Annotated in this window: 24 protein-coding genes and 1 other annotated feature; of the genes, 2 read left to right on the top strand and 22 right to left on the bottom strand. The window is 48.5% G+C overall.

Annotation, left to right across the window (positions count from 1 at the left end):
- Positions 1-9: 9 nt before the first annotated feature.
- From C7R92_RS29585 to metG, 3 genes are all read right to left on the bottom strand, one after another.
- Positions 10-1107 carry a 3D domain-containing protein gene (locus C7R92_RS29585; protein ID WP_069852563.1) on the bottom strand — a complete coding sequence of 366 codons (1098 nt, stop codon included), beginning with the start codon at positions 1105-1107 and terminating at the stop codon, positions 10-12.
- 359 nt (positions 1108-1466) lie between these two features.
- On the bottom strand, positions 1467-2237 hold the full coding sequence (locus C7R92_RS29580; protein ID WP_017246933.1) for a TatD family hydrolase: 771 nt from the start codon (positions 2235-2237) through the stop codon (positions 1467-1469).
- A 27-nt stretch (positions 2238-2264) separates the two neighbouring features.
- On the bottom strand, positions 2265-4292 hold the full coding sequence (gene metG / locus C7R92_RS29575) for a methionine--tRNA ligase (RefSeq protein WP_106836621.1): 2028 nt from the start codon (positions 4290-4292) through the stop codon (positions 2265-2267).
- A 58-nt stretch (positions 4293-4350) separates the two neighbouring features.
- Positions 4351-4606 (bottom strand) — a binding site (T-box leader).
- A gap of 444 nt (positions 4607-5050) precedes the next feature.
- Here metG and C7R92_RS29565 point away from each other — a divergent pair.
- The gene (locus tag C7R92_RS29565) at positions 5051-5299 is read left to right on the top strand and encodes an AbrB/MazE/SpoVT family DNA-binding domain-containing protein (protein ID WP_007719913.1); all 249 of its coding nucleotides are present in this window, start codon (positions 5051-5053) and stop codon (positions 5297-5299) included.
- 60 nt (positions 5300-5359) lie between these two features.
- Here the strand turns inward: C7R92_RS29565 and C7R92_RS29560 are convergent, their stop codons facing one another.
- The 13 genes from C7R92_RS29560 to C7R92_RS29500 form a co-directional block, all read right to left on the bottom strand.
- Positions 5360-6010 carry a class I SAM-dependent methyltransferase gene (locus C7R92_RS29560; protein ID WP_106836619.1) on the bottom strand — a complete coding sequence of 217 codons (651 nt, stop codon included), beginning with the start codon at positions 6008-6010 and terminating at the stop codon, positions 5360-5362.
- Between the two features lie 131 nt (positions 6011-6141).
- The gene (rsmI, locus tag C7R92_RS29555) at positions 6142-7014 is read right to left on the bottom strand and encodes a 16S rRNA (cytidine(1402)-2'-O)-methyltransferase (RefSeq protein ID WP_069852559.1); all 873 of its coding nucleotides are present in this window, start codon (positions 7012-7014) and stop codon (positions 6142-6144) included.
- Positions 7011-7286: a GIY-YIG nuclease family protein gene (locus tag C7R92_RS29550; RefSeq protein WP_069852557.1), complete on the bottom strand. Its 276-nt coding sequence runs from the start codon at positions 7284-7286 to the stop codon at positions 7011-7013. The genes rsmI and C7R92_RS29550 overlap by 4 nt, the downstream gene beginning before the upstream one ends.
- On the bottom strand, positions 7261-8028 hold the full coding sequence (locus C7R92_RS29545; RefSeq protein ID WP_106836618.1) for a tRNA1(Val) (adenine(37)-N6)-methyltransferase: 768 nt from the start codon (positions 8026-8028) through the stop codon (positions 7261-7263). Before C7R92_RS29545 ends, C7R92_RS29550 begins: the two co-directional genes overlap by 26 nt.
- 108 nt (positions 8029-8136) lie before the next feature.
- Positions 8137-8508: a DNA replication initiation control protein YabA gene (gene yabA, locus C7R92_RS29540; RefSeq protein ID WP_106836617.1), complete on the bottom strand. Its 372-nt coding sequence runs from the start codon at positions 8506-8508 to the stop codon at positions 8137-8139.
- A gap of 28 nt (positions 8509-8536) precedes the next feature.
- A complete protein-coding gene (locus C7R92_RS29535; protein WP_017246925.1) occupies positions 8537-9352 on the bottom strand; it encodes a PSP1 domain-containing protein in 816 nt (271 codons plus the stop codon).
- Between the two features lie 3 nt (positions 9353-9355).
- Entirely contained in the window at positions 9356-10336 is a 981-nt protein-coding gene (gene holB, locus C7R92_RS29530) for a DNA polymerase III subunit delta' (protein ID WP_069852552.1), read from the bottom strand.
- 16 nt (positions 10337-10352) lie between these two features.
- Positions 10353-10799, bottom strand: a complete 447-nt coding sequence (locus C7R92_RS29525) for a YaaR family protein (protein WP_007719898.1) — start codon at positions 10797-10799, stop codon at positions 10353-10355.
- Between the two features lie 90 nt (positions 10800-10889).
- Positions 10890-11219: a cyclic-di-AMP receptor gene (locus C7R92_RS29520; RefSeq protein WP_007719896.1), complete on the bottom strand. Its 330-nt coding sequence runs from the start codon at positions 11217-11219 to the stop codon at positions 10890-10892.
- Between the two features lie 171 nt (positions 11220-11390).
- Positions 11391-12032, bottom strand: coding sequence for a dTMP kinase (gene tmk / locus C7R92_RS29515; RefSeq protein ID WP_017246923.1), 642 nt, complete (start codon positions 12030-12032; stop codon positions 11391-11393).
- A 39-nt stretch (positions 12033-12071) separates the two neighbouring features.
- Entirely contained in the window at positions 12072-13544 is a 1473-nt protein-coding gene (locus C7R92_RS29510; RefSeq protein ID WP_106836616.1) for an aminotransferase class I/II-fold pyridoxal phosphate-dependent enzyme, read from the bottom strand.
- 104 nt (positions 13545-13648) lie between these two features.
- A complete protein-coding gene (locus C7R92_RS29505; protein WP_007719893.1) occupies positions 13649-13831 on the bottom strand; it encodes a sigma factor G inhibitor Gin in 183 nt (60 codons plus the stop codon).
- A 60-nt stretch (positions 13832-13891) separates the two neighbouring features.
- Complete coding sequence (locus C7R92_RS29500) at positions 13892-14881, bottom strand: hypothetical protein (protein WP_106836615.1); 990 nt, start codon at positions 14879-14881, stop codon at positions 13892-13894.
- 209 nt (positions 14882-15090) lie between these two features.
- Here C7R92_RS29500 and C7R92_RS29495 point away from each other — a divergent pair, with 209 nt between their 5' ends.
- Positions 15091-15618, top strand: coding sequence for a hypothetical protein (locus C7R92_RS29495; protein ID WP_069852545.1), 528 nt, complete (start codon positions 15091-15093; stop codon positions 15616-15618).
- Positions 15619-15634: 16 nt separating this feature from the next.
- Here C7R92_RS29495 and C7R92_RS29490 read toward each other — a convergent pair whose 3' ends face one another.
- The 6 genes from C7R92_RS29490 to C7R92_RS29465 all read right to left on the bottom strand — a co-directional run bounded on the left by C7R92_RS29490 (position 15635) and on the right by C7R92_RS29465 (position 18868).
- Positions 15635-15901, bottom strand: a complete 267-nt coding sequence (locus C7R92_RS29490) for a pro-sigmaK processing inhibitor BofA family protein (RefSeq protein ID WP_069852542.1) — start codon at positions 15899-15901, stop codon at positions 15635-15637.
- A 12-nt stretch (positions 15902-15913) separates the two neighbouring features.
- A complete protein-coding gene (locus C7R92_RS29485) occupies positions 15914-16144 on the bottom strand; it encodes a DUF2508 family protein (protein WP_012683849.1) in 231 nt (76 codons plus the stop codon).
- A gap of 15 nt (positions 16145-16159) precedes the next feature.
- A complete protein-coding gene (locus C7R92_RS29480) occupies positions 16160-17137 on the bottom strand; it encodes a CPBP family intramembrane glutamic endopeptidase (RefSeq protein WP_106836614.1) in 978 nt (325 codons plus the stop codon).
- Positions 17138-17196: 59 nt separating this feature from the next.
- Positions 17197-17670 (bottom strand): SRPBCC family protein, encoded by a 474-nt coding sequence (locus C7R92_RS29475; RefSeq protein WP_106836613.1) that lies wholly within the window; start codon positions 17668-17670, stop codon positions 17197-17199.
- A 261-nt stretch (positions 17671-17931) separates the two neighbouring features.
- Entirely contained in the window at positions 17932-18528 is a 597-nt protein-coding gene (recR, locus tag C7R92_RS29470) for a recombination mediator RecR (protein WP_017246916.1), read from the bottom strand.
- 28 nt (positions 18529-18556) lie between these two features.
- Entirely contained in the window at positions 18557-18868 is a 312-nt protein-coding gene (locus C7R92_RS29465; protein WP_026042919.1) for a YbaB/EbfC family nucleoid-associated protein, read from the bottom strand.
- Between the last annotated feature and the right edge of the window lie 2 nt (positions 18869-18870).

Genomic DNA, 18870 nt, shown 5'->3' with positions numbered 1-18870 from the left:
GCTCCTGTCCTAAGGCTTCTGTGGTCCAATGATATATACAGTTTTGTTTCGCTTGCGACCGAATTTCCTCGCCTCGGATTCCGTGCCTACGAATACGTCGATTTTGCCACCTTTCATGGCACCACCCGTATCTTCAGCTCGACGATACCCAACACCTTCAATGTACACCCACCATCCATACGGAATGACTTTAGGATCTACAGCGATTGTGTGACCTGTCTTGGCTTTTACCCCTGTCGATGTGCGTCCATATCCCGGAGAGCTTGGGTGTTTGCCACCTCCCGAAGGAGTATAAGCAGTCAGGGTAACCCCGTTCAGTACTTTTTTCGGCCTAAACACTTTTCCACCACGTGATACCGGACCCGCTGCTGAAGCAACCAGGACCCGATCTGGTTGACCCTTTTTCTGCAACGTTGGAACTGCGGTACCCACGGCTACGACATTATCTTTCTTCGGTACAAGTACATCTTTTTTGACCAGATCACGGGAGACTTCTTTTCCATCTTCCATGACTAGCTTATAGTGTGCAATTGCCTTACCTTCTTGCCCGCTCTGTAATACGCGGGTCTTACCTTTTTCCAGCGCTGGATCATTTTTGCGTATTTCTTGAAAGGTGACTCGCTCATCGACTTTTACCATTTTCTCAACAACCCGCTTTACGCTGATCGAGGAGTCCTTGGTAAGTGTAGCGGTCAATACCGGTTCTACCCGGTCCTTCTCACCTAGCACGATGCCGCCGTCCTTCAACGCACCAGCAACATCCCGACTAAGTGTCTCTATCGTTTTTTTCTGCCCGTCAACCTGGATTGGTATGGACCAGGTTGTATATAAAGTAATGAGTGCTCCGTCTTTTAGCTTCGTCTCGGGGGTCGGTTGAAGGGAATCCTTTTCCGTTACCGTAATGTTTCGCTCGGTTAAGAACTGCTCAACGGTCTTGGCTTTTGTAGCGACCGTCTTGCTTTCTCCGTCCAACGAAAAAGTGACCTGTTTTGGCTGAGTAGCCTGGGCAGAGAAATAGCCAATCATGGGAACGAGCACAAGAGCAAGGCAGCCAAACATGACTAGCCCACGATTCTTATACCTTTCCCATATCGCGCGTAACTCCATTTCCCACACTCCTTTTCCTAGAAAAGCGCAAGGCTCTTCTTGTCTAGCCAGGTAAGGGTCGATGTAATTGCACTAATATTCTGGAAGTGGCCGGTACTTCACAAGGTCGGCTTTGATTGTATTTCACTTTCCCGGCTTTGTCAAATTTACCCTCCCTTTTGGCTGAAGCGATAATGGTACCAGACTAGCAAAATAGGCATGGCGAATGGTAGCAGAAACCTGTCGAGAAGCCATGTCGGATGGACAATAATCGTTCGACACATTGTTCATCGTATGCGTCGACAAAATAGAGTAGAACCCGGTTACATAACACAAAAAAAACGGGAAATCACGTAATCAATCGTGATTTCCCGTTTTTATTAACCATTCATGCGAAAAAGACGTCTGGCGTTGTCAGCGGTAATTTGTGCCATTTCCTCGTAAGACAAACCATGAATGTTCGCCATTTCCTCACAGACGTAGCGCACATATCCACTCTCATTTCGCTTCCCGCGGAAAGGATGCGGAGTGAGATACGGGCAATCTGTCTCTATCAACAGCTTGTCTAGCGGTACCTTCGCTGCTACTTCTTTTGGCTGCTTGGCATTTTTGAATGTAAGCGGACCACCGAACGAAATATAAAAATTCATATCGAGTGCCTGCTTCGCTGTTTCCCAGCTGCCAGAGAAGCAGTGCATGATGCCGCCAACATCTGCTGCCTTCTCTTCCTTCAGGATCGTTAAAACGTCTTGGTGCGCATCGCGATTGTGGATGATGATCGGCATGTCGAGCTTGCGAGCCAGACGAATCTGCTTGCGGAACACCTCTGCCTGCACATCACGTGGCGACGTATCCCAGTAGTAGTCCAAGCCCATTTCACCCAATCCCACTACTTTCGGATCACGACTGAGCTCCTCGATCCATTCTAGGTGTTCGTCTGTCATGTCCTTGGCGTCTTGTGGATGCCAACCGATGACGGCGTAAATAAAGTCATACGCATGAGCCAAATCCATGCAAGTTGGAATTGTTTCAGCGTTGAATCCGATGTTCACAATTGTACTGACGCCATTTTCTTGCGCACGAGCAATGACCTCTGCACGATCTTCATCGAATTCCTTCGCATTTAGATGAGCATGGGTTTCAAATAACAAGATGGGTCCTTCCTTTCCTTGCCCTCGTTACTTCACGATTGCTCCATTTGGCATACTTGGGTCAACAGTCGCAAGTGTCAACTGATCTCCTGCCGATGCTGCCAAGATCATCCCTTGAGACAGCTCGCCGCGAAGCTTCACTGGCTTCAGGTTAGCTACGAGGATCACTTTTTTGCCGACCATTTCTTCTGGGGAGTAGTATTTCGCTATACCGGAAACAACCTGGCGCTTCTCGTAGCCAAGATCCAATTGCAGAACCAACAGTTTGTCAGCATTTGGATGCTTGGCACATTCCACGACCTGTGCGACGCGCAGCTCTACTTTTCCAAAATCGTCGATGCTAATTTCTTCCTTTGCATCAGCTGGTTTGTCCGTTGCTGCTTCTGTTTGGTTGGTGTTTGTTTCACTCACAGGTGCTTCCCCTTTCAAAGCTGCTTGCTTTTTCTTGTTTTCCTCTGCTTGGCGACGTGCCTCTGCTGTCGAATCGTCGATGAAAGCCAGTTCTGCTTGAACATCCAGACGAGGGAAGAGCAGTTCCTTGCGGCTAACGGTGCTTCCAGCAGGCAATCCACCCCATACACTTGCAGATTCCCAGCTCGTTGCTTCTTCATTGCCCAAAATACCCAGTTGGTCCCAAATTTTCGCTGGCGCTTTGGTCATGAACGGTTGGATCAGCACGGAGCTAATGCGGATGCTTTCCACCAAATTGTACATAACGGTTGCCAGACGACCTTTGGTTTCTTCGGTTTTTGCCAAATTCCAAGGCATGGTCTCGTCGATGTATTTGTTTGTACGTCCCACCAGTTCCCAGATGTGAGCCAGTGCATTGGAGAAGCGCATTTCTTCTATGTGCTCTTCCACCAGCGCTTTCGTTTTCATCGCGAGGCCGATCAAGCTGTCATCCGGCTCTCCTGCATCCTGTGGCGCTGGAACGATACCATCGAAATATTTCTCAATCATCGTAGCGGTACGGCTCAGCAGGTTTCCGATGTCATTAGCCAAGTCGTAATTCAGGCGCTGTACGAACGATTCTGGCGTGAAGATGCCATCCTGACCGAAGTTGATTTCACGAAGCAGGAAGTAGCGAACGCCGTCAGAACCGTAACGGTCGATCAAAACCTTCGGATCAATGACATTGCCCTTGGATTTTGACATTTTTCCATCTGGCATCAGAAGCCAGCCATGACCAAAAATTTGTTTTGGCAACGGGATATCCAGTGCCATCAACAGGATTGGCCAGTAGATCGTATGGAAGCGCAAAATGTCTTTTCCAACCATATGAACATTGGCAGGCCAGAAGTTACGGTATTTGCTGTCATCCTCGGACAAATAGCCGAGTGCAGAAATATAGTTCGTCAATGCATCGATCCATACGTAAATGACGTGGTCTGGATCGCTGGGCACCTTGATTCCCCAGTCAAATGTACTGCGGGATACGGACAAATCCTGGAGACCTGGCTTCAGGAAGTTGTTGATCATTTCGTTGCGGCGGCTCTCCGGCTGAATAAATTCAGGGTTTGCTTCGATGTGTGCAAGCAGTCTGTCCTGATACTTGGACATGCGGAAGAAGTAGTTTTTCTCCTTCACTTTTTTCACTTCGCGACCACAGTCTGGGCAAGCATACCCGTTGTCCGTTTTCGCTTGGGTTTCTGTCCAGAAAGCCTCGCAAGGTACACAGTAGAAGCCCTCGTACTCGCCCAAATAAATATCACCTTGGTCGAGCAGGCGCTGGAACACTTTTTGTACGACCTCTTTATGACGAGGCTCTGTGGTACGAATGAAATCGTCATAAGAGATGTCGAGCTTTTGCCACAGGTCCTTTACCCAATCGACAATCGGGTCGATGAATTCAAGCGGTTGTTTGCCATCCTCAGCAGCACGTTCTTGGAGCTTTTGACCATGCTCATCTGTCCCTGTCAGGTAATACACATCATAGCCGCGCAAACGCTTATAACGAGCCATAGCATCACACGCGATTGTGGTGTAGGCGTTACCAATGTGGAGTTTATTACTTGGATAGTAGATCGGTGTTGTGATGTAATAAGTAGGTTTCATTGCAACTATTCCCCTCCTGTTTACGTTTATTAAAATAAGGAAAAGCCCACCCCAAAAAAATTGGGGCGAGCTCTATCTCGCGGTACCACCCAAACACTCCGTCCCCCTCACGGAAAACGGACTTGGTGAGTCAAAACATGACTCTACCCGTAACGTGGGCATACGTCACAGACTACTAGGTACGGTCAATGCCGTCACTGTTCATCTGCAAGACTCAGGGTCCATGTTCAGCTTGCTCACTTATACCGGTTTTCAGCTACCCCGGCTCTCTGAAATAAGGAGGATCGGCTTACTCTTCCCATCATGGTCGTTTGGTATCATTTGCTGCATTTATCCTCTATTGTACACGACCAACCTGTTTTGTAAACATCCTCGGCAAGCCCATTTTCCTAAGGAATTTTATCGCTTGCTTCATACCAGCTTTACAAATTACAAGAAGAAAAGAGAAAACTTGGAGTTTTTGTCGAATCGACATGTTTTGTTTCGACATTCGTCGACTTATTCGACACCCAATAATCCCAGTAAATTTTATCCATAAAAATATCCAGATCACTTCCAACACTTTAATAAACAGCGGTTTAACAACGTTTTCGTTTTGAAAAAACATTTTGCTTTTCAAGGAATTGTCAAAATCATGTTGACACCTTTGGTAATGGCTGGTATGATTATCCCAACAGAAAATGTCGAATATTGACGATAAATGATGAGTGTATAACAATAGCATCGACATATACAGATTTTGGGAGGAGATTTTAACTATGATGAAGTCAACCGGTATCGTTCGCAAAGTAGATGAATTGGGTCGTGTTGTTATTCCAATCGAATTGCGCCGCACTCTGGGTATCGCTGAGAAAGATGCTTTGGAAATCTACGTTGACGGAGAGCGCATCATCCTGAAAAAGTATGAGCCTGCATGTATCTTCTGTGGAAACGCTGACAAAGTATCTCACTTTAAAGGTAAAATCGTGTGCCAAGATTGCCTGACAGAAATGCCTGTTAAACGCTAATATCATTTGATTACATAAACATGCCTTTGTGGGACGAGCCTCACAAAGGCTTTTTGTTTGCTATTTTTTCTTCAACAACGTTCGGAAGAAGAACAGCCTAGGCGCATACAAATCAGAATAGACCACATCAGCCGGCATTTCAAAGGATACCTCGCCAGAAAATTGTAGCCCAACCTCCGCCAAAACTTGCTGCAGTCGCGCTAAATTAATCAGCGGGTAATCAAAAGTGAGTACGAGCTGCCCATCGTCTTTTAACACTCTGTGAAATTCGCGGAATGCTTGCACCATAATCGGGTCTTCGAGATGCTCAAGAACAGAGATACAGAATACCGTATCAAACTTTTGATTCGAGTACGGTAAGTAGGTCAAATTGGCTCGACAATAATGAATACCGTCAAAATAATGCACAGGCAAGCTGTCTGCTACTCTTTCCCCAAATACGTCCACAATATCTTGATAGATCGCTTCCTTAGACAGTATCCGATTATCGAGATCACAAGCGTGTACTTCTCGACATTGATCAGCCAAATAAAATTTGAATGGATGGCATATCCCGCATGCCGAATCAAGCACAACATCATTCGGATTGGCAAATTGTTTGGCCCAGGCATATTCGTACGGTCTACTGTTCCATGTAACCGGCAGTGTAAATATGAAGTGATCGTCTTTTTCATCTGTATTCACAATAAAACGAGAATCACGTATACTCACTGCTGATTCCCCCTTCCTTTCCTTCCGAAAACACCGCCAGCGCCCATTACCATCGTATTCACGTACACCGTCGACATGACGAAAAGAAAAAAAGCCGACCGTATCGGCCAGCTTTGCTCACTCATTGCCTTCTATTCACGATGATATTCGTTGTAAACATCTCGTTTGGATACGTTTCGATCATCGGCTGCTTGCTTGATGGCTTCCTTTTTCCCCATGCCTTGTGCGCAGTAATGATCTACGTGCTCCACGATACTCATCGATTGCCACCATGTATCATCGACTTCCGCTTCCAGTGGTCCGGTGTTTCCTTCGACAATGACACAAAACTCACCGCGCACCTCGCCACTTCTGAGCCATTCCAGCAGCTCGTCCAACGTCCCACGCACAAATTCCTCGTAGCGCTTTGTCAGTTCTCTTGCCAGGACAGCTCTCCGATTCCCCCACGCCTCCCGCATAGCAGCAAGCGTCTTTTCCACTCGATGGGGGGCTTCATAAAAAATGAGCGTTTCTGGATATCGCTTCAATCTTTCCAGCTCTTCGCGTCTTTCTTTGTTTTCGCGGCCTATAAATCCGCAAAATACGAAGCGATCAGTAGGAAGACCGGAAGCAATCAAAGCTGTCAACGCCGCATTGGCACCTGGAACGGGGATAACAGGAAATCCCGCTGCGGTCGCATCTCGTACCAGCTCCGCACCCGGGTCGGAAATAGCCGGCAAGCCAGCGTCGCTTACCAAGGCAATCTTCTTGCCCTCGGCAAGCCACTGCAACAGCCCATTTCCACTTGCTTCCTTATTATGCTCGTGATAGCTGACCGTACGTTTTTCGATTTGAAAATGATTCAGCAACTTTCTTGTCTGGCGCGTATCTTCACACGCGATGACATCGACTTCACGCAACGTATTTAGACACCGCACCGTGATATCATCGAGATTGCCGATGGGTGTAGCCACCAAATAAAGGACTCCTGCTTCTTCTGACGCAAAACTGCGTTGCACATTCATTCGGAAGCCCCTCCAATCAATTCTTCTTTTTTCTTGCGCGTTAATCGTTTGATGCTCTCTTCACGCTTGAGACCCCAGGAACGGTCTGCTCCTTCTTCCCAATAGAGCAGCTTCACTGGCCCGCGGCCTCTCGTATACTTGGCACCTTTTCCTTCATTATGAGCAGCCAAGCGGCGGATCAGCTCTGTCGTATATCCAGTGTAAAGTGTCCCATCCGCACAAGACAGGATGTAGACATAGTGACTCTTACTCGAGGGAATCTCGTCTGCCATAATAGATTTCCTGTAGTTCTTCACAGTATTGCTCTCCATTTTCATACACAATCAGCGGCGGCTGAATTCTCAGCTCCGGCTTTCCACCCCTTATTCCCTCGATCAGAACCATATTCGGCTCTGCTTCCTTGCGCGGGTAAACCAGACGCATCCGTTTCGGCTCGATGCCGTATTGGCGCATAAGCGAAATGATGTCGATCAAACGTGTGGATCGATGCACGAGCGCCAGCTTTCCGCCGTTTTTTAGCAACTGACTCCCCACGCGAATGACATCCTCCAAGGACAGCATAATCTCATGCCGGGCGATCGCAAAGTGCTCGCTGATGTTTTTCTCCCCGCTCGTCGCAGGCATATACGGCGGATTGCACGTGATCAAATCGAACTTCCCGTGCCCAAACAACGCCACCGCATCCTTCACATCGCCATGATGCATCGTAATTCGTTCGTTCAAACCATTCAACGTCACATTGCGACTTGCCATGCTGAACAAACGCTCTTGAATTTCGATTCCATCAAAACTGGCTTCTGGCGTACGCGTGGTCATAATGAGCGGTATCGCCCCATTGCCCGTGCACATATCCAATACTTTTCCGCGCTTTGGCACCGATGCGAATCGCGCTAAAAGAACCGCGTCCATCGAAAAGCAAAACACTTCGTGGCTCTGGATTATTTTCATTTCATGTGTCAATAAATCATCGATGCGCTCTGTTTCGTAAAGCGGCACGTTGGTGACAGGTTCCATCTACGGCTCGTACTCCCTTTTGTTCTTGTCTTATTATTCCCATCCGGAAAAAAGCGACCTGACACGTGGCCCAGGTCGCTTTTTCATGTGGTGCTGGTTACTCACCGCTTATTTTTGAGGGCCGCCGCTCAGGAATGAGAGACAGAACAGGCAATCCCCTTCTTTTCGCAGGCTGCCGAAATGCACATTGCAAATATGAAATCCTTCCGCGTACAAACGGGCGAGGTTGTCATATCCTTCTCCGACCACTGCCTTTTTGGCTTTTTCCTTCGCGACAGGGCTTGTTCCCTTTTGTTTTGCTTGGGCGCCGATCTTTTTCCTGTCTAGTCGGTTGCGAAGGTGCTGGTTTTCAACGAGTAATTGGGCGTTTTCCTCCATCAAAACAACGATGACGTCTTTCAGTTCACCAATTTCTTTATAAAGGTCACCAATACGTTCTTCAATGCTCGCCATCTTGACGAAGATTTCCCGTTTGTCCACTAGCTCACCTCTCCCCTACCCCCACGCTTTATTCAAAGGTGGGGAGACCTATCGCAATCTCATCCAATCCAAATTCGGTGACACGCTTGTCGATTGAAAGCTCTACTTGGACAGATTGATCAAGTACGTTTACGGAAACGACTCGTCCATTTCCCATCGGGGTGGTGACCATTTTGCCAATGTCCGGCATCTCATCCTTCGAGCTTTCATAGTTGTCGTTCTCGTATTTTAAACAGCACATCAACCGGCCGCATAGACCAGAGATTTTGGCTGGATTCAACGAAAGATTTTGGTCCTTGGCCATTTTGATCGAGACAGGCTCGAAATCGCCGAGGAACGTCGAACAGCAAAGCAACCTGCCACAAGGCCCGATCCCGCCAAGCATTTTGGCTTCGTCACGCACACCGATCTGGCGAAGCTCAATTCGGGTACGGAATACGGAGGCGAGGTCTTTTACCAGCTCACGGAAATCAACCCTGCCGTCAGCGGTGAAATAAAAGATAATCTTGTTGCGGTCAAACGTGTATTCCACATCGACCAGCTTCATATCGAGCTTGTGCTCTTTGATCTTCGTCTGACATACAGCAAAAGCATTCTTGGCGGCTTGCTTGTTTTCATCCACCTGTTTTGCATCTCGCTCGTCTGCCATCCGAATGACCTTTTTCAGCGGCAATACGACATCAGACTCAGCTACTTCTTTTTTGCCAATGACGACCTTACCAAACTCGACCCCTCGCGCCGTTTCAACGATGACGGTGCAGTCTTGCTCAATCGGCAGTCGGTCAGGGTCGAAGTAATATATTTTGCCCGCTTTTTTAAAGCGGACCCCAACAACCTCGTACAAGGGTTATCCCTCCTGGAATTGAAGAACCAACCGCTCAAGAGCCAACTGTGCGTTGGCATTTCGCTCTATCCGATTTTTCGTCTCCATGACCAAATCTATCCCACGCAAGAGCTCAGCTTTTGTCCATACCAGTGCTTGTCCTTGCAGCACATCCTGTTGGTCGCTGTTAATGAGATGGGCATGCCTGCCTACTTGCAAATACAGGATATCGCGCAGCCAAAGGATGAGCAAATCTAAAAAGAGGGGTAGTTCCTCTTTACTTTTGTCGCTCTTTTGCAACATATCATGGATCGTTAAGAGTGCAGATGAATTGCGCTGTTTACACTCCTGCACCAATTGTATCACTAGATTTCTTAGCTGTGCAAACGATTCTGATTGGCTGAGTGTCATGGCTTCTTCCACATTTGTCGTAATGTGGGAAGCAACCTGCGCCATTCCCGCTAAAACGCCCTCTGCACGCAACTTTTCCGCAATCAATTCTGCAGAAAGTGGTGAAAATTGAACGATTTGGCATCGAGATAAAATCGTAGGAAGAATCGCATGGCTGTGCTCTGTCAAAAGCAGTGCCAGTACACCGGCGGGCGGTTCCTCCAGAAACTTGAGCAGACTGTTGGCAGCCTGTGTCGTCATTTTATCGACGTGCTCGATGATATATACCTTGCGTGACGACTCGACAGCGCGCATCGCCATTTCTTTTTGCAATGAACGGATCTGGTCGATTTTAATCGAAGCCCCATCAGGCGTAATAAACAACACATCCGGGTGATTGCCACCCTCTATGCGCCTGCATGTAACACAGGCCCCGCAGGCGTCTGCCTCCCTTTCCGAACAAAAAAGGGACTTCGCCAGATGCAGGGCCATCTGCTTTTTACCTGAACCTTTGGGACCCGCCAGCAAGTAGGCGTGTGCCAGTCGTTCGTTGCGCAAACTATGATACAGCAGTTCCTGTGCTCGTGGCTGCTGAGAAAAACGGGTCCATGTCATGATGGTTTCACACCCACTAAAAATACAAATTGATCAACATGCCGCGGATTTCGCCAATCCTGGCTAACAAATCAATCGTTGGTGCCTGCTCGCTCAAGAGCTCATCTGTCAGTTTGAGCAGCTCTGCATCCACCTCTTTGACGATTTTGTACAGCCTGCTTCGGCCACGCCGATTCATTCCTCGTCTATCGTCCAAGGCAATGCCAAACTTCACAGCCTCTTCCATGAACTGCTTGACGAGATTTTTATAAGCATAGAAGTCACGAACGGCGCGGGAACGAGCAAGAATCTGTCCCTGCCTGTCTATGTCTGTCAGTAGCCGGGTAAGCTTCTCCTGAGACATACGTTCGTCTTCTCCTTGAATCATCGTGCCAAAATTCAGCTTTTCCAGTTGAGGATTCTTACGTGAATCCGTCGTTTTAATCAAGTCCAGTTTAGGCCGTAACCCATCACTGATTTTCATATCGCCACCTCCGTCGCCCGATCCAATACAGGGTTTATCCCCATGAGATCAAGTATATACGAAAGTTGCAAAAAAAGAGAGAAGGAACCACTAAAATGAGTGGAACTCTCCGACATCCAATACGAATACTGCCGCACCACCCACCTGTACTTCCAGCGGATATGGCATGAACGAGTCTACAGCATTACTGAGTGGAGAGACGGGAGTGACCATTTGTTTGCGGGATTTGCAATTATGCGCAATGATGTCGATTACTTCCGGGACACTTTCGTCAGACGTTCCGATCAAAAAAGTTGTGTTACCGGCGCGTAAAAAGCTACCCGTACTAGCCAGCTTCGTAGCACGAAAACCTTTTTTCACCAATTGTTGAGACAGACGACCACTGTCTTTATCTTGGACGACCGCAACTACCATTTTCATCGGCTATCACCCTTTCTCCCATGATCAATTCCCAATTTGACTTCTTTATTGTATGAAAAACACGTAGGCTTGGTACGTTATTTCGCTTAAACATATTATACAGCATGTACATCATCCTGCGGTACAGGGAACCTTACAGCTTGATCAAAAGACGACTTTTTGAACAACCATTTATAACCTGTCTAGCAGTGCCTGTAGGGCAGATTGATATACATGTTCCATCGGCTGCTCGGCATCAATCACGACAAAACGTTCTGGGTCGCGTTCCATAACCAGCTGATACCCTTCCCGAACAAGCTCATGGAAACGCATCCCTTCCAGATCGAGACGATTCACTTCGCGTCCACGGGAGGCATTAATCCGCGCCAATCCGATTTCGGGCTGTACATCAAAGAACAAGGTCAATTCCGGCATGCAATCACCAACAGCAAATCGGTTAATCTGGTAGACAGCATCAATGCCCAATCCCCGCGCATGTCCTTGATAGGCAAGGCTACTGTCGATAAAACGGTCGCACAGTACCAGCTTGCCCTCTGCCAAAGCAGGTAACACCTTTTCCGCTAAATGCTGACCACGTGCTGCCGCATACAAGAGAGCCTCGGTTCTTTCATCCATCTGTGTGTGGGCCGGATTCAAAATAATTTCCCGGATTTTTTCGGCGATATCAATTCCACCGGGCTCACGAGTCAAAAGTACATCGACTCCACGCGCCTTCAGCTCTTCGTACAGCTTGGCGATGACGGTGGATTTTCCGGCCCCTTCTCCGCCTTCTATCGTAATAAATCGGCCTTTCTTTCCTGTTGCCACTTCCATACTCCTTCCACCCCTGTTGTAGCAGGCCAGTTGCTTAGATTATCGTAAAACCTGTATCGTTTGTAGCTGGTCGTCCTGTACGCCATGGAATCGCGTTTGTCCTCTCGCCAATTCCTTCAGCATCGTCAGACTTTCTTCATCGATCCGCTCGCCTGGCACCAACACTGGAATCCCTGGCGGATATGGAATCACCATCTCTGCCACAATGCGTCCCAGAGCCTGCTCCAAAAGAATCGACTCCATTGGGCAGTCAACGGCTTCATGCATCGGCAATGCCTGCTCGCGCAAATAATGGGACGACACAACTCCCGTCAAAAGAACGCGTTCCTCCCCTGGTTCTACTTGTGGCGCCATCGATTCAAAAAGTCTCCACAAAGCGTCCAAGTCACGGGAGGATGTTCCTGTCGAGGCTGCAAGGAGTACATGAGAATCATCCGCCAGCTCCGAGAAAATCCCGTGCTTTTCCATCCACTTCTGCAACTCAAATCCACTGAATTGGGCCGTTCGCAAATGGAAAAACAGCTTCAACGGGTCAAGCGTAGCGTATACGCTGTTCGTGGACAGCCGCGGCCAATCCAGCCAGTCCAGTCGATCGAGTCGCTCTCGAAACTTGTCCAAAAGTGGCAACACCCTGTTCCACTCTTCGGTCGCCGCAAGCGCCATATGACGTCTGGCTAAATCGAGTGAAGCCATCAGCACATACGACGGGCTGGAAGACTGAAGCATAGCAAGATGACGGAACAACCGTTCACGATCAATCCGCTCCCCCTGAATATGCAACATCGAGGACATCGTCATCGCCGTTCCCATTTTGTGCGTCGATTGGACCGAAGCATCCGCACCTTCCTGCATAGCAGAACGCGGAAAGGCAGGATGAAACCCGTAGTGGGCACCGTGAGCTTCGTCTATCAAAAGCGGTACATCAAACCGATGAACCGTAGCCGCCATTTTCGCCAAATCGATACCCATCCCATAGTAGGTAGGATTCGTCAAAAACAATGCCTTGGCATCGGGGTGTGCAAGCAACGCACGCTCTACATCTTCGCGCCTTACACCCGCAGCGACTCCTGTTGCCAGATCGACAGCAGGTACTAAAAAGATCGGGGTTGCTCTCGCCATCATAATGCCGTTGAATACAGACTTATGGCAATTGCGTTGTACGAGAATCTTGTCGCCCGGTCTGCATACCGTCATGATGAGAGCGATATTTCCTACTGTACTTCCCCCGATCAAAAACTTTGTCTGTTCCGCATGGAAGGCTTGCGCCGCCAAATCCTGCGCTTCTGCAATGACACCTTGTGGCTGATGCAGGTCATCTGTCCCGCTAATTTCCGTTACATCCAGCTCCAATATGTCTTGAAAGCGATTTTTGGCATGGTTGTCAAAGCTGTGGCCCATTTTATGTCCTGGCACATGAAACGGATGCGGCCGATGCTTGGCGTGCCGTTCAAGCTGTTCATAAAGGGGCGCACGCTTTTGTCGCTCCCGAAATTCAACATCTCTCTCCAACACGCGCGACTCACGTCCTTTATTTTTATTCCCCTATTTTAGCATGATTTGGACACGCATGAGGCCAGCAAAAAAAAGACACCGGAATGCACCGATGCCTTCTTTCTTCACGCATCTTTTCGCAACCAAATGCGTCTCATCTGATGAATAAAAAATGGATACTTTTCATCCTGTACATCGGTATTGACCATTTCCTGTTCGCACCGTTGACAGATAAACTGCTCACAAATGGCGATTCCGTCATTCTGCTCCTGTTCACAGACGATACATCGCTGAGCAACTTTTTCCATAGTGAAAACGCCTGCCCTTTTCCTCAATATATCAACCATTATACCCTATTATAATCAGCATCATTCCCAAACGTTCGTGTTTTCGCCGATAGCTCGGTAGGCTTGGAAATAGGACTGGGCTTCCTGCACAGGGAAGCAAGCTGCCGCATCAATGACGTAGGACTGCCTCATCGCGTTAACCAGCTCGGGTAACGGCAGCTCTGCAATGGTCGTTCCCGCGGCATTTCCGATCACGAGTAAATCCGCATCCTTTACAGCATCCTGCCACGAATCGTATAGCGTCCAACCCATCATCCATTTGTTCGGAATTGGCTTGTCCTCTCCGGTGTACACCGCAACGTCTTTTTCAGCCAACCAGTCAGAAGACATATGCTCCCATAGCCAGTCCTCTCCCCAAAGTACGATCCGCTGTATATTCACTTTTTGTAGAACGAGCCTGCATTCTTTTTCAAGCCATCGAACGATGAAGGAAGAGTCTTGACGGGAAGGGTAGAGCCAGCCCTGACCGATTCGTTTGTCCATACCGAGCGCGCGACTAACTTGTAGCAGAGAAATTCCTTTCTCATCGCAGCTGGCACCAAGTTTGATGTAGAACTGCTCCTTCCACGCCAAATAGCGCGGTAATTGCCGAAGCACTTCATCCACCTCACGCATCCCACATACCATCGATACCAGTGAGTAGCGAGCGAGCTGCTTACAGAGGAACCGCATCCATCTCCCATTGGGTTCCCCTCCAAGCAAAGCACGCTCGTGGGTAAATAACGCCATGCGAATGACCTCGTGTTCCCCGGTTTGCTCGTATTGGGCATGTAAAGTATTCGCCCAGTCGTATGGCACGTCGCTTCCGTAGACAAGTGTGAGCCATGGCCCCGTTCCCAGCTGTTGCATCCTTTCCTGCAAAAGCTTGCCATCAGTCTCTTTTGTCAGTAAAAACCCATCAGCGACTTCATCTGAGGAATCTGTTTGGTAAACAGACAGCTCAATCCCACACGCTCCGAGCTCATTGCCGAATCTGTTTACGACCTCCTCTGAAATGACCCATAGCCTCACGCTTTCCTTCCCTCCTCATCACGCCCTACCGAATCAGTTTCCATATCGTTCCTTTTATCCTACCCATAACAAAAAGCCGTCAGTCCAGTCATGCTAGACAAACGGCTTGCTTCATTCCTTGTATGAGCTTTCTCAAGATTTGCGACTGTGCGATAATGGAAACGCAGACTTTCATTCATCCAGACCGCTGTAAAAGGAAGTGACTTCTCATGAAGGAAACCGCCGCCCATACGATCTATAGCTACAAGCTGCTCCATCGTTTTCGCTGGCGATTCGTCGGCTACCTTTTTCAACTGTTGTTACTAGGCTTGTCCCTTATTTCGCACTCTTTCATGCTACAAGTACCCGCTTATACGCTGATTGTGACGTTAGCGATTCTACCTGTAATACCGATCTGTCATTTGGTTTTATTTCGACTGTATGCCCTTCTACGCGGCCATAAGCCAAAGACAACTGCCGATATGCTCGTCTCTCCGTGGTGGGGTGCAGGCTATCCACTTCCCATCCCGCTATCTGTCTATCGGGGCAGTGAGCTCACGGTAATCGTGGGAAGTATGGCGATAGCAGCCGGGGCTTATGTGTGGCTTTCGAAAGGATACGCGCTCACCTTGATCACCGGAACGTTGATCGTTGCGCTGCCACGCCTCCTCGCCCTCCTTGCTTCCTTTCGTCAGCCAAGTCGTAGCCGGGTGAAATACGAGGATCGCGGCGTTGCTTTTTTGCTTACCGATGGATAACCGAATCGATACACCTTTACATAACCCATAGCTTGATGACAATCAACGCCGCCAATCCAGGCAAGCGGAGAAGTCCGACGAGCAGAGCCGTCACCGGGTTGATCGGGATGTGGAAGTTAGCCAACTCTCCAACCAGATTGGTGAAAAACAGCAATAGTGCGCCAATTACAACTTGCATGATCCCCAATCCAATCCACCTGATTGGGCCCGTGACAGATTTGCTGGCGGCAATCACCAGCAAAATCCCAACTACAATCAGTGCTATAACCCACCCTGTAGTCATCGGCTTTTCCTCCTATGCCTGTTGGCGATTCCTCTCGCGCTTTGCTTGCGCGAGCAAATACATATACCGCTTTTCGGTCACATGCAAATAATAAATGACATCATCCAAACCGCCATCCGGTTCACTGATCTCCACAAGATGGCGAGCATGCTGCCAGTCCATTCGCGCCTGATTGACTGCCACATCCAAGCTCGCTTCATTCCATTCCACCACGAACCGCGCTTTTTTTCTCCACCTACTCACCTGCAAGCTTCCCCCTCAGTGAAAGTAGTAAAGTACTCCTGTCATGTTGTTCACTGCATGCAACAAAACAGCTCCCCAAATTGATTGGTACCGATGTCGAACGAATCCGAGTAGAATTCCAATGACAAAAAGCGGAGCGAACAGAGCGATATCCATATGCAGGAGCCCAAACCAGAAACTGCTCAGGAAGATACCCATAATGGGCCCGATTCTCCGAACCAGATAAGTCTGAATCACGCCGCGAAACAAAATCTCCTCCGCAATCGGAACCAATATGCCAATGACCAGAAGTGAGGTGAGCGCCGCCAAAATATCCGTTTCTTTCGCCTGCACAATCTCTTTTTCGATCAGCTGCTCTCGCTCTGATGACAGAGACAGTCCAAACCAGTCCGCAATCGGGTTAGTCACCACCGCATCCAGCACCAGTGCAATCAAAAGAAACAGAGCAGCGAGCATCAACAGCATCCGGCCTAGTCGTACAGGTCGGCGAACGCCGATTTCCCCCAGTCTTCCACGAAACCACAGCGGAATCAAAATCAACAGGAATAGTTGAAAAATAGCTGATTCCAATATCCCTCCGATCGTACCGGTGGAAAAGAAGGTACCTTCCAGTAAAAACCCATACAACAGCAGTACGCCTGTTTGAAACACATGCAGCCAAGCAACAATATGCAGTACATCATTCCCTGTGAGTTCGTCATATTGCCATAGCCATGACGTCTTCTGCCGTCTTTCTCGGAGCAAGCTCACAATAAAACCAACGGTCGCAATGAAGCTAAATACCGTCACTGCAAATGCAAGTAATCCTAGCCATACCTCCGGTTGCCCGATGGTGGTAGCGACCCACTTTCCGTCTTCCCCCTTGTGAAAACGAATCATGGATAGCTCGGCAGCAAACATGAGCCAATACCCAATAAACAGCATGATCGCCCATGGAGTGGACTTTTGTCGCCGTATCCCACTCGCAAGCGACAGTCCTGGTCCTGTCAGCATCTCCTCACGCTCCTATTTCACTGTATGTCTCGTCCATTCAAAAAAGTCCGGCATTTCTATCAGGATTGCAAAGCTTTTATCTGTGCTTCTGCTACTTGCTTGAGATATTCATTGCGCGTCCGCAAAAACCGCGTCATATACGCCTCCAAGAACAACCAATCCGCGAGCTTCCCCAAAATACCCAGCGGAGATGTGTAGTCAAAAATATCGATCATCCTCGTCTGATTCTCCGTTATCGGAATGAACTCATGCGTGTGATGAAACCGTTTGAATGCGCCAGAAACCATCTCATCCACGAAATAGCGCGGTTCCTCCATCTCTGTGATTTTCACCGTCAAATTCTGCTTGATACCGAAGTGAATGGCTTCCCAGGTAACCGTCTCCCCCAGGTTTATCAGTCCGCTCGTTACTCCCCCAATCGCTTTCTCCTTTGTGCTGGCGGTCGATTCCATATGCAAATCAATGCTTCTGGCAGCATCGAAGCAGTCCTGTCGCGGAGCATCTATCAAAAACTCCATACGAATAACCGGCATACTGCATCCTCCTCTCGAAACGAAAAAAAGACAGGCAGCCCCCGTCTTCTTTTTTTAATCTATATCGTTCGTATTGATTCTCTAGGGTGATATTTAAAAAGTCGTCCTTTCAGCACCGAGAAAGTGGCGAGAACCTGAAGAAGGAGGAGCGGAGTGTAGGGGACCTACATGAGCACCGGACTTCGAAGGTGAACGCCAATTTCGATGTCGAATGATCAGCTTAAACTACATCGTGATCAAAGGACGACTTTTTAAATTTCCTTACAGGTCGCGTCTGCCTTCCAATGCTTTGGTCAGCGTGACTTCATCGGCGTACTCCAAATCTCCACCGACTGGCAAGCCGTGCGCGATACGCGTCACGCGAATGCCAAAAGGTTTAATCAGCCGGGAAATGTACATCGCTGTCGCTTCCCCTTCGATATTCGGATTGGTCGCCAAAATGACTTCCTTCACCTGCTCGTCACCGAGGCGCTTCAACAGGTCGGGAATGCGAATATCCTCCGGACCGATCCCATCCATAGGAGAAATCGCCCCGTGTAAAACGTGATAATACCCTTCAAACTCTCTCGTCTTCTCCATCGCTACCACGTCTCGCGGCTCTTGCACCACACAGATGACTGAGCCGTCACGACGTTTGTCCCGACAAATATGGCATGGATCGAGATCGGTAATATTGTTGCAGACCGAGCAGTAATGAAGCTGACGCTTGGCATTGACCAATGCTTTTGCCAGATCAAGCACGTCGTCCTCTTTCATATTGAGCACAAAAAAGGCAAGCCGCCCAGCGGTTTTTGGACCAATGCCGGGCAACTTCATAAAACCATCAATGAGCTTTGAGACCGGTTCTGGATAAAACATCGCCTACTCCTCTTTTCCTGCCCAATTTTTAGAACAGGCCTGGGATGTTCATGCCTCCGGTAAATTTGCCCATTTCCTTACCTACCATTTCATCTGCTTTGCGCAGTGCATCGTTCACAGCAGTTAGCACCAGGTCTTGCAGCATTTCTACATCTTCAGGGTCTACTACTTCTGGCTTGATCACGATGTCTTTGATTTGCTTATGTCCATCGATTTTCACAGTGATAGCACCGCCACCAGCAGAGCCTTCCACGATTCTCTCTTTCAAGCCTTCTTGCGCTTTTTGCATATCTTCCTGCATTTTTTTCACTTGCTTCATCATTTGTTGCATTTGCTGCATGT

Source organism: Brevibacillus porteri (assembly GCF_003013475.1).
GTDB classification, from domain to species: Bacteria; Bacillota; Bacilli; order Brevibacillales; family Brevibacillaceae; genus Brevibacillus; species Brevibacillus porteri.
This window is presented reverse-complemented; position numbering and strand designations above follow the sequence as displayed.

What these genes read in the sequence shown, in the direction of transcription:
- C7R92_RS29550 (WP_069852557.1), bottom strand. Translation starts at nt 7,286, where the DNA reads ATGGCAGACGAGATTCCCTCGAGTAAGAGTCACTATGTCTACATCCTG.
- C7R92_RS29480 (WP_106836614.1), bottom strand. Translation starts at nt 17,137, where the DNA reads ATGCTGACAGGACCAGGACTGTCGCTTGCGAGTGGGATACGGCGACAA.
- tmk (WP_017246923.1), bottom strand. Translation starts at nt 12,032, where the DNA reads ATGGAAGTGGCAACAGGAAAGAAAGGCCGATTTATTACGATAGAAGGC.
- C7R92_RS29565 (WP_007719913.1), top strand. Translation starts at nt 5,051, where the DNA reads ATGATGAAGTCAACCGGTATCGTTCGCAAAGTAGATGAATTGGGTCGT.
- C7R92_RS29545 (WP_106836618.1), bottom strand. Translation starts at nt 8,028, where the DNA reads ATGGAACCTGTCACCAACGTGCCGCTTTACGAAACAGAGCGCATCGAT.
- C7R92_RS29490 (WP_069852542.1), bottom strand. Translation starts at nt 15,901, where the DNA reads ATGACTACAGGGTGGGTTATAGCACTGATTGTAGTTGGGATTTTGCTG.
- metG (WP_106836621.1), bottom strand. Translation starts at nt 4,292, where the DNA reads ATGAAACCTACTTATTACATCACAACACCGATCTACTATCCAAGTAAT.
- holB (WP_069852552.1), bottom strand. Translation starts at nt 10,336, where the DNA reads ATGACATGGACCCGTTTTTCTCAGCAGCCACGAGCACAGGAACTGCTG.
- C7R92_RS29475 (WP_106836613.1), bottom strand. Translation starts at nt 17,670, where the DNA reads ATGCCGGTTATTCGTATGGAGTTTTTGATAGATGCTCCGCGACAGGAC.
- rsmI (WP_069852559.1), bottom strand. Translation starts at nt 7,014, where the DNA reads ATGAATGTGCAACGCAGTTTTGCGTCAGAAGAAGCAGGAGTCCTTTAT.
- C7R92_RS29585 (WP_069852563.1), bottom strand. Translation starts at nt 1,107, where the DNA reads ATGGAGTTACGCGCGATATGGGAAAGGTATAAGAATCGTGGGCTAGTC.
- C7R92_RS29465 (WP_026042919.1), bottom strand. Translation starts at nt 18,868, where the DNA reads ATGCAGCAAATGCAACAAATGATGAAGCAAGTGAAAAAAATGCAGGAA.
- C7R92_RS29525 (WP_007719898.1), bottom strand. Translation starts at nt 10,799, where the DNA reads ATGAAAATCAGTGATGGGTTACGGCCTAAACTGGACTTGATTAAAACG.
- C7R92_RS29505 (WP_007719893.1), bottom strand. Translation starts at nt 13,831, where the DNA reads ATGGAAAAAGTTGCTCAGCGATGTATCGTCTGTGAACAGGAGCAGAAT.
- C7R92_RS29495 (WP_069852545.1), top strand. Translation starts at nt 15,091, where the DNA reads ATGAAGGAAACCGCCGCCCATACGATCTATAGCTACAAGCTGCTCCAT.
- recR (WP_017246916.1), bottom strand. Translation starts at nt 18,528, where the DNA reads ATGTTTTATCCAGAACCGGTCTCAAAGCTCATTGATGGTTTTATGAAG.
- C7R92_RS29520 (WP_007719896.1), bottom strand. Translation starts at nt 11,219, where the DNA reads ATGAAAATGGTAGTTGCGGTCGTCCAAGATAAAGACAGTGGTCGTCTG.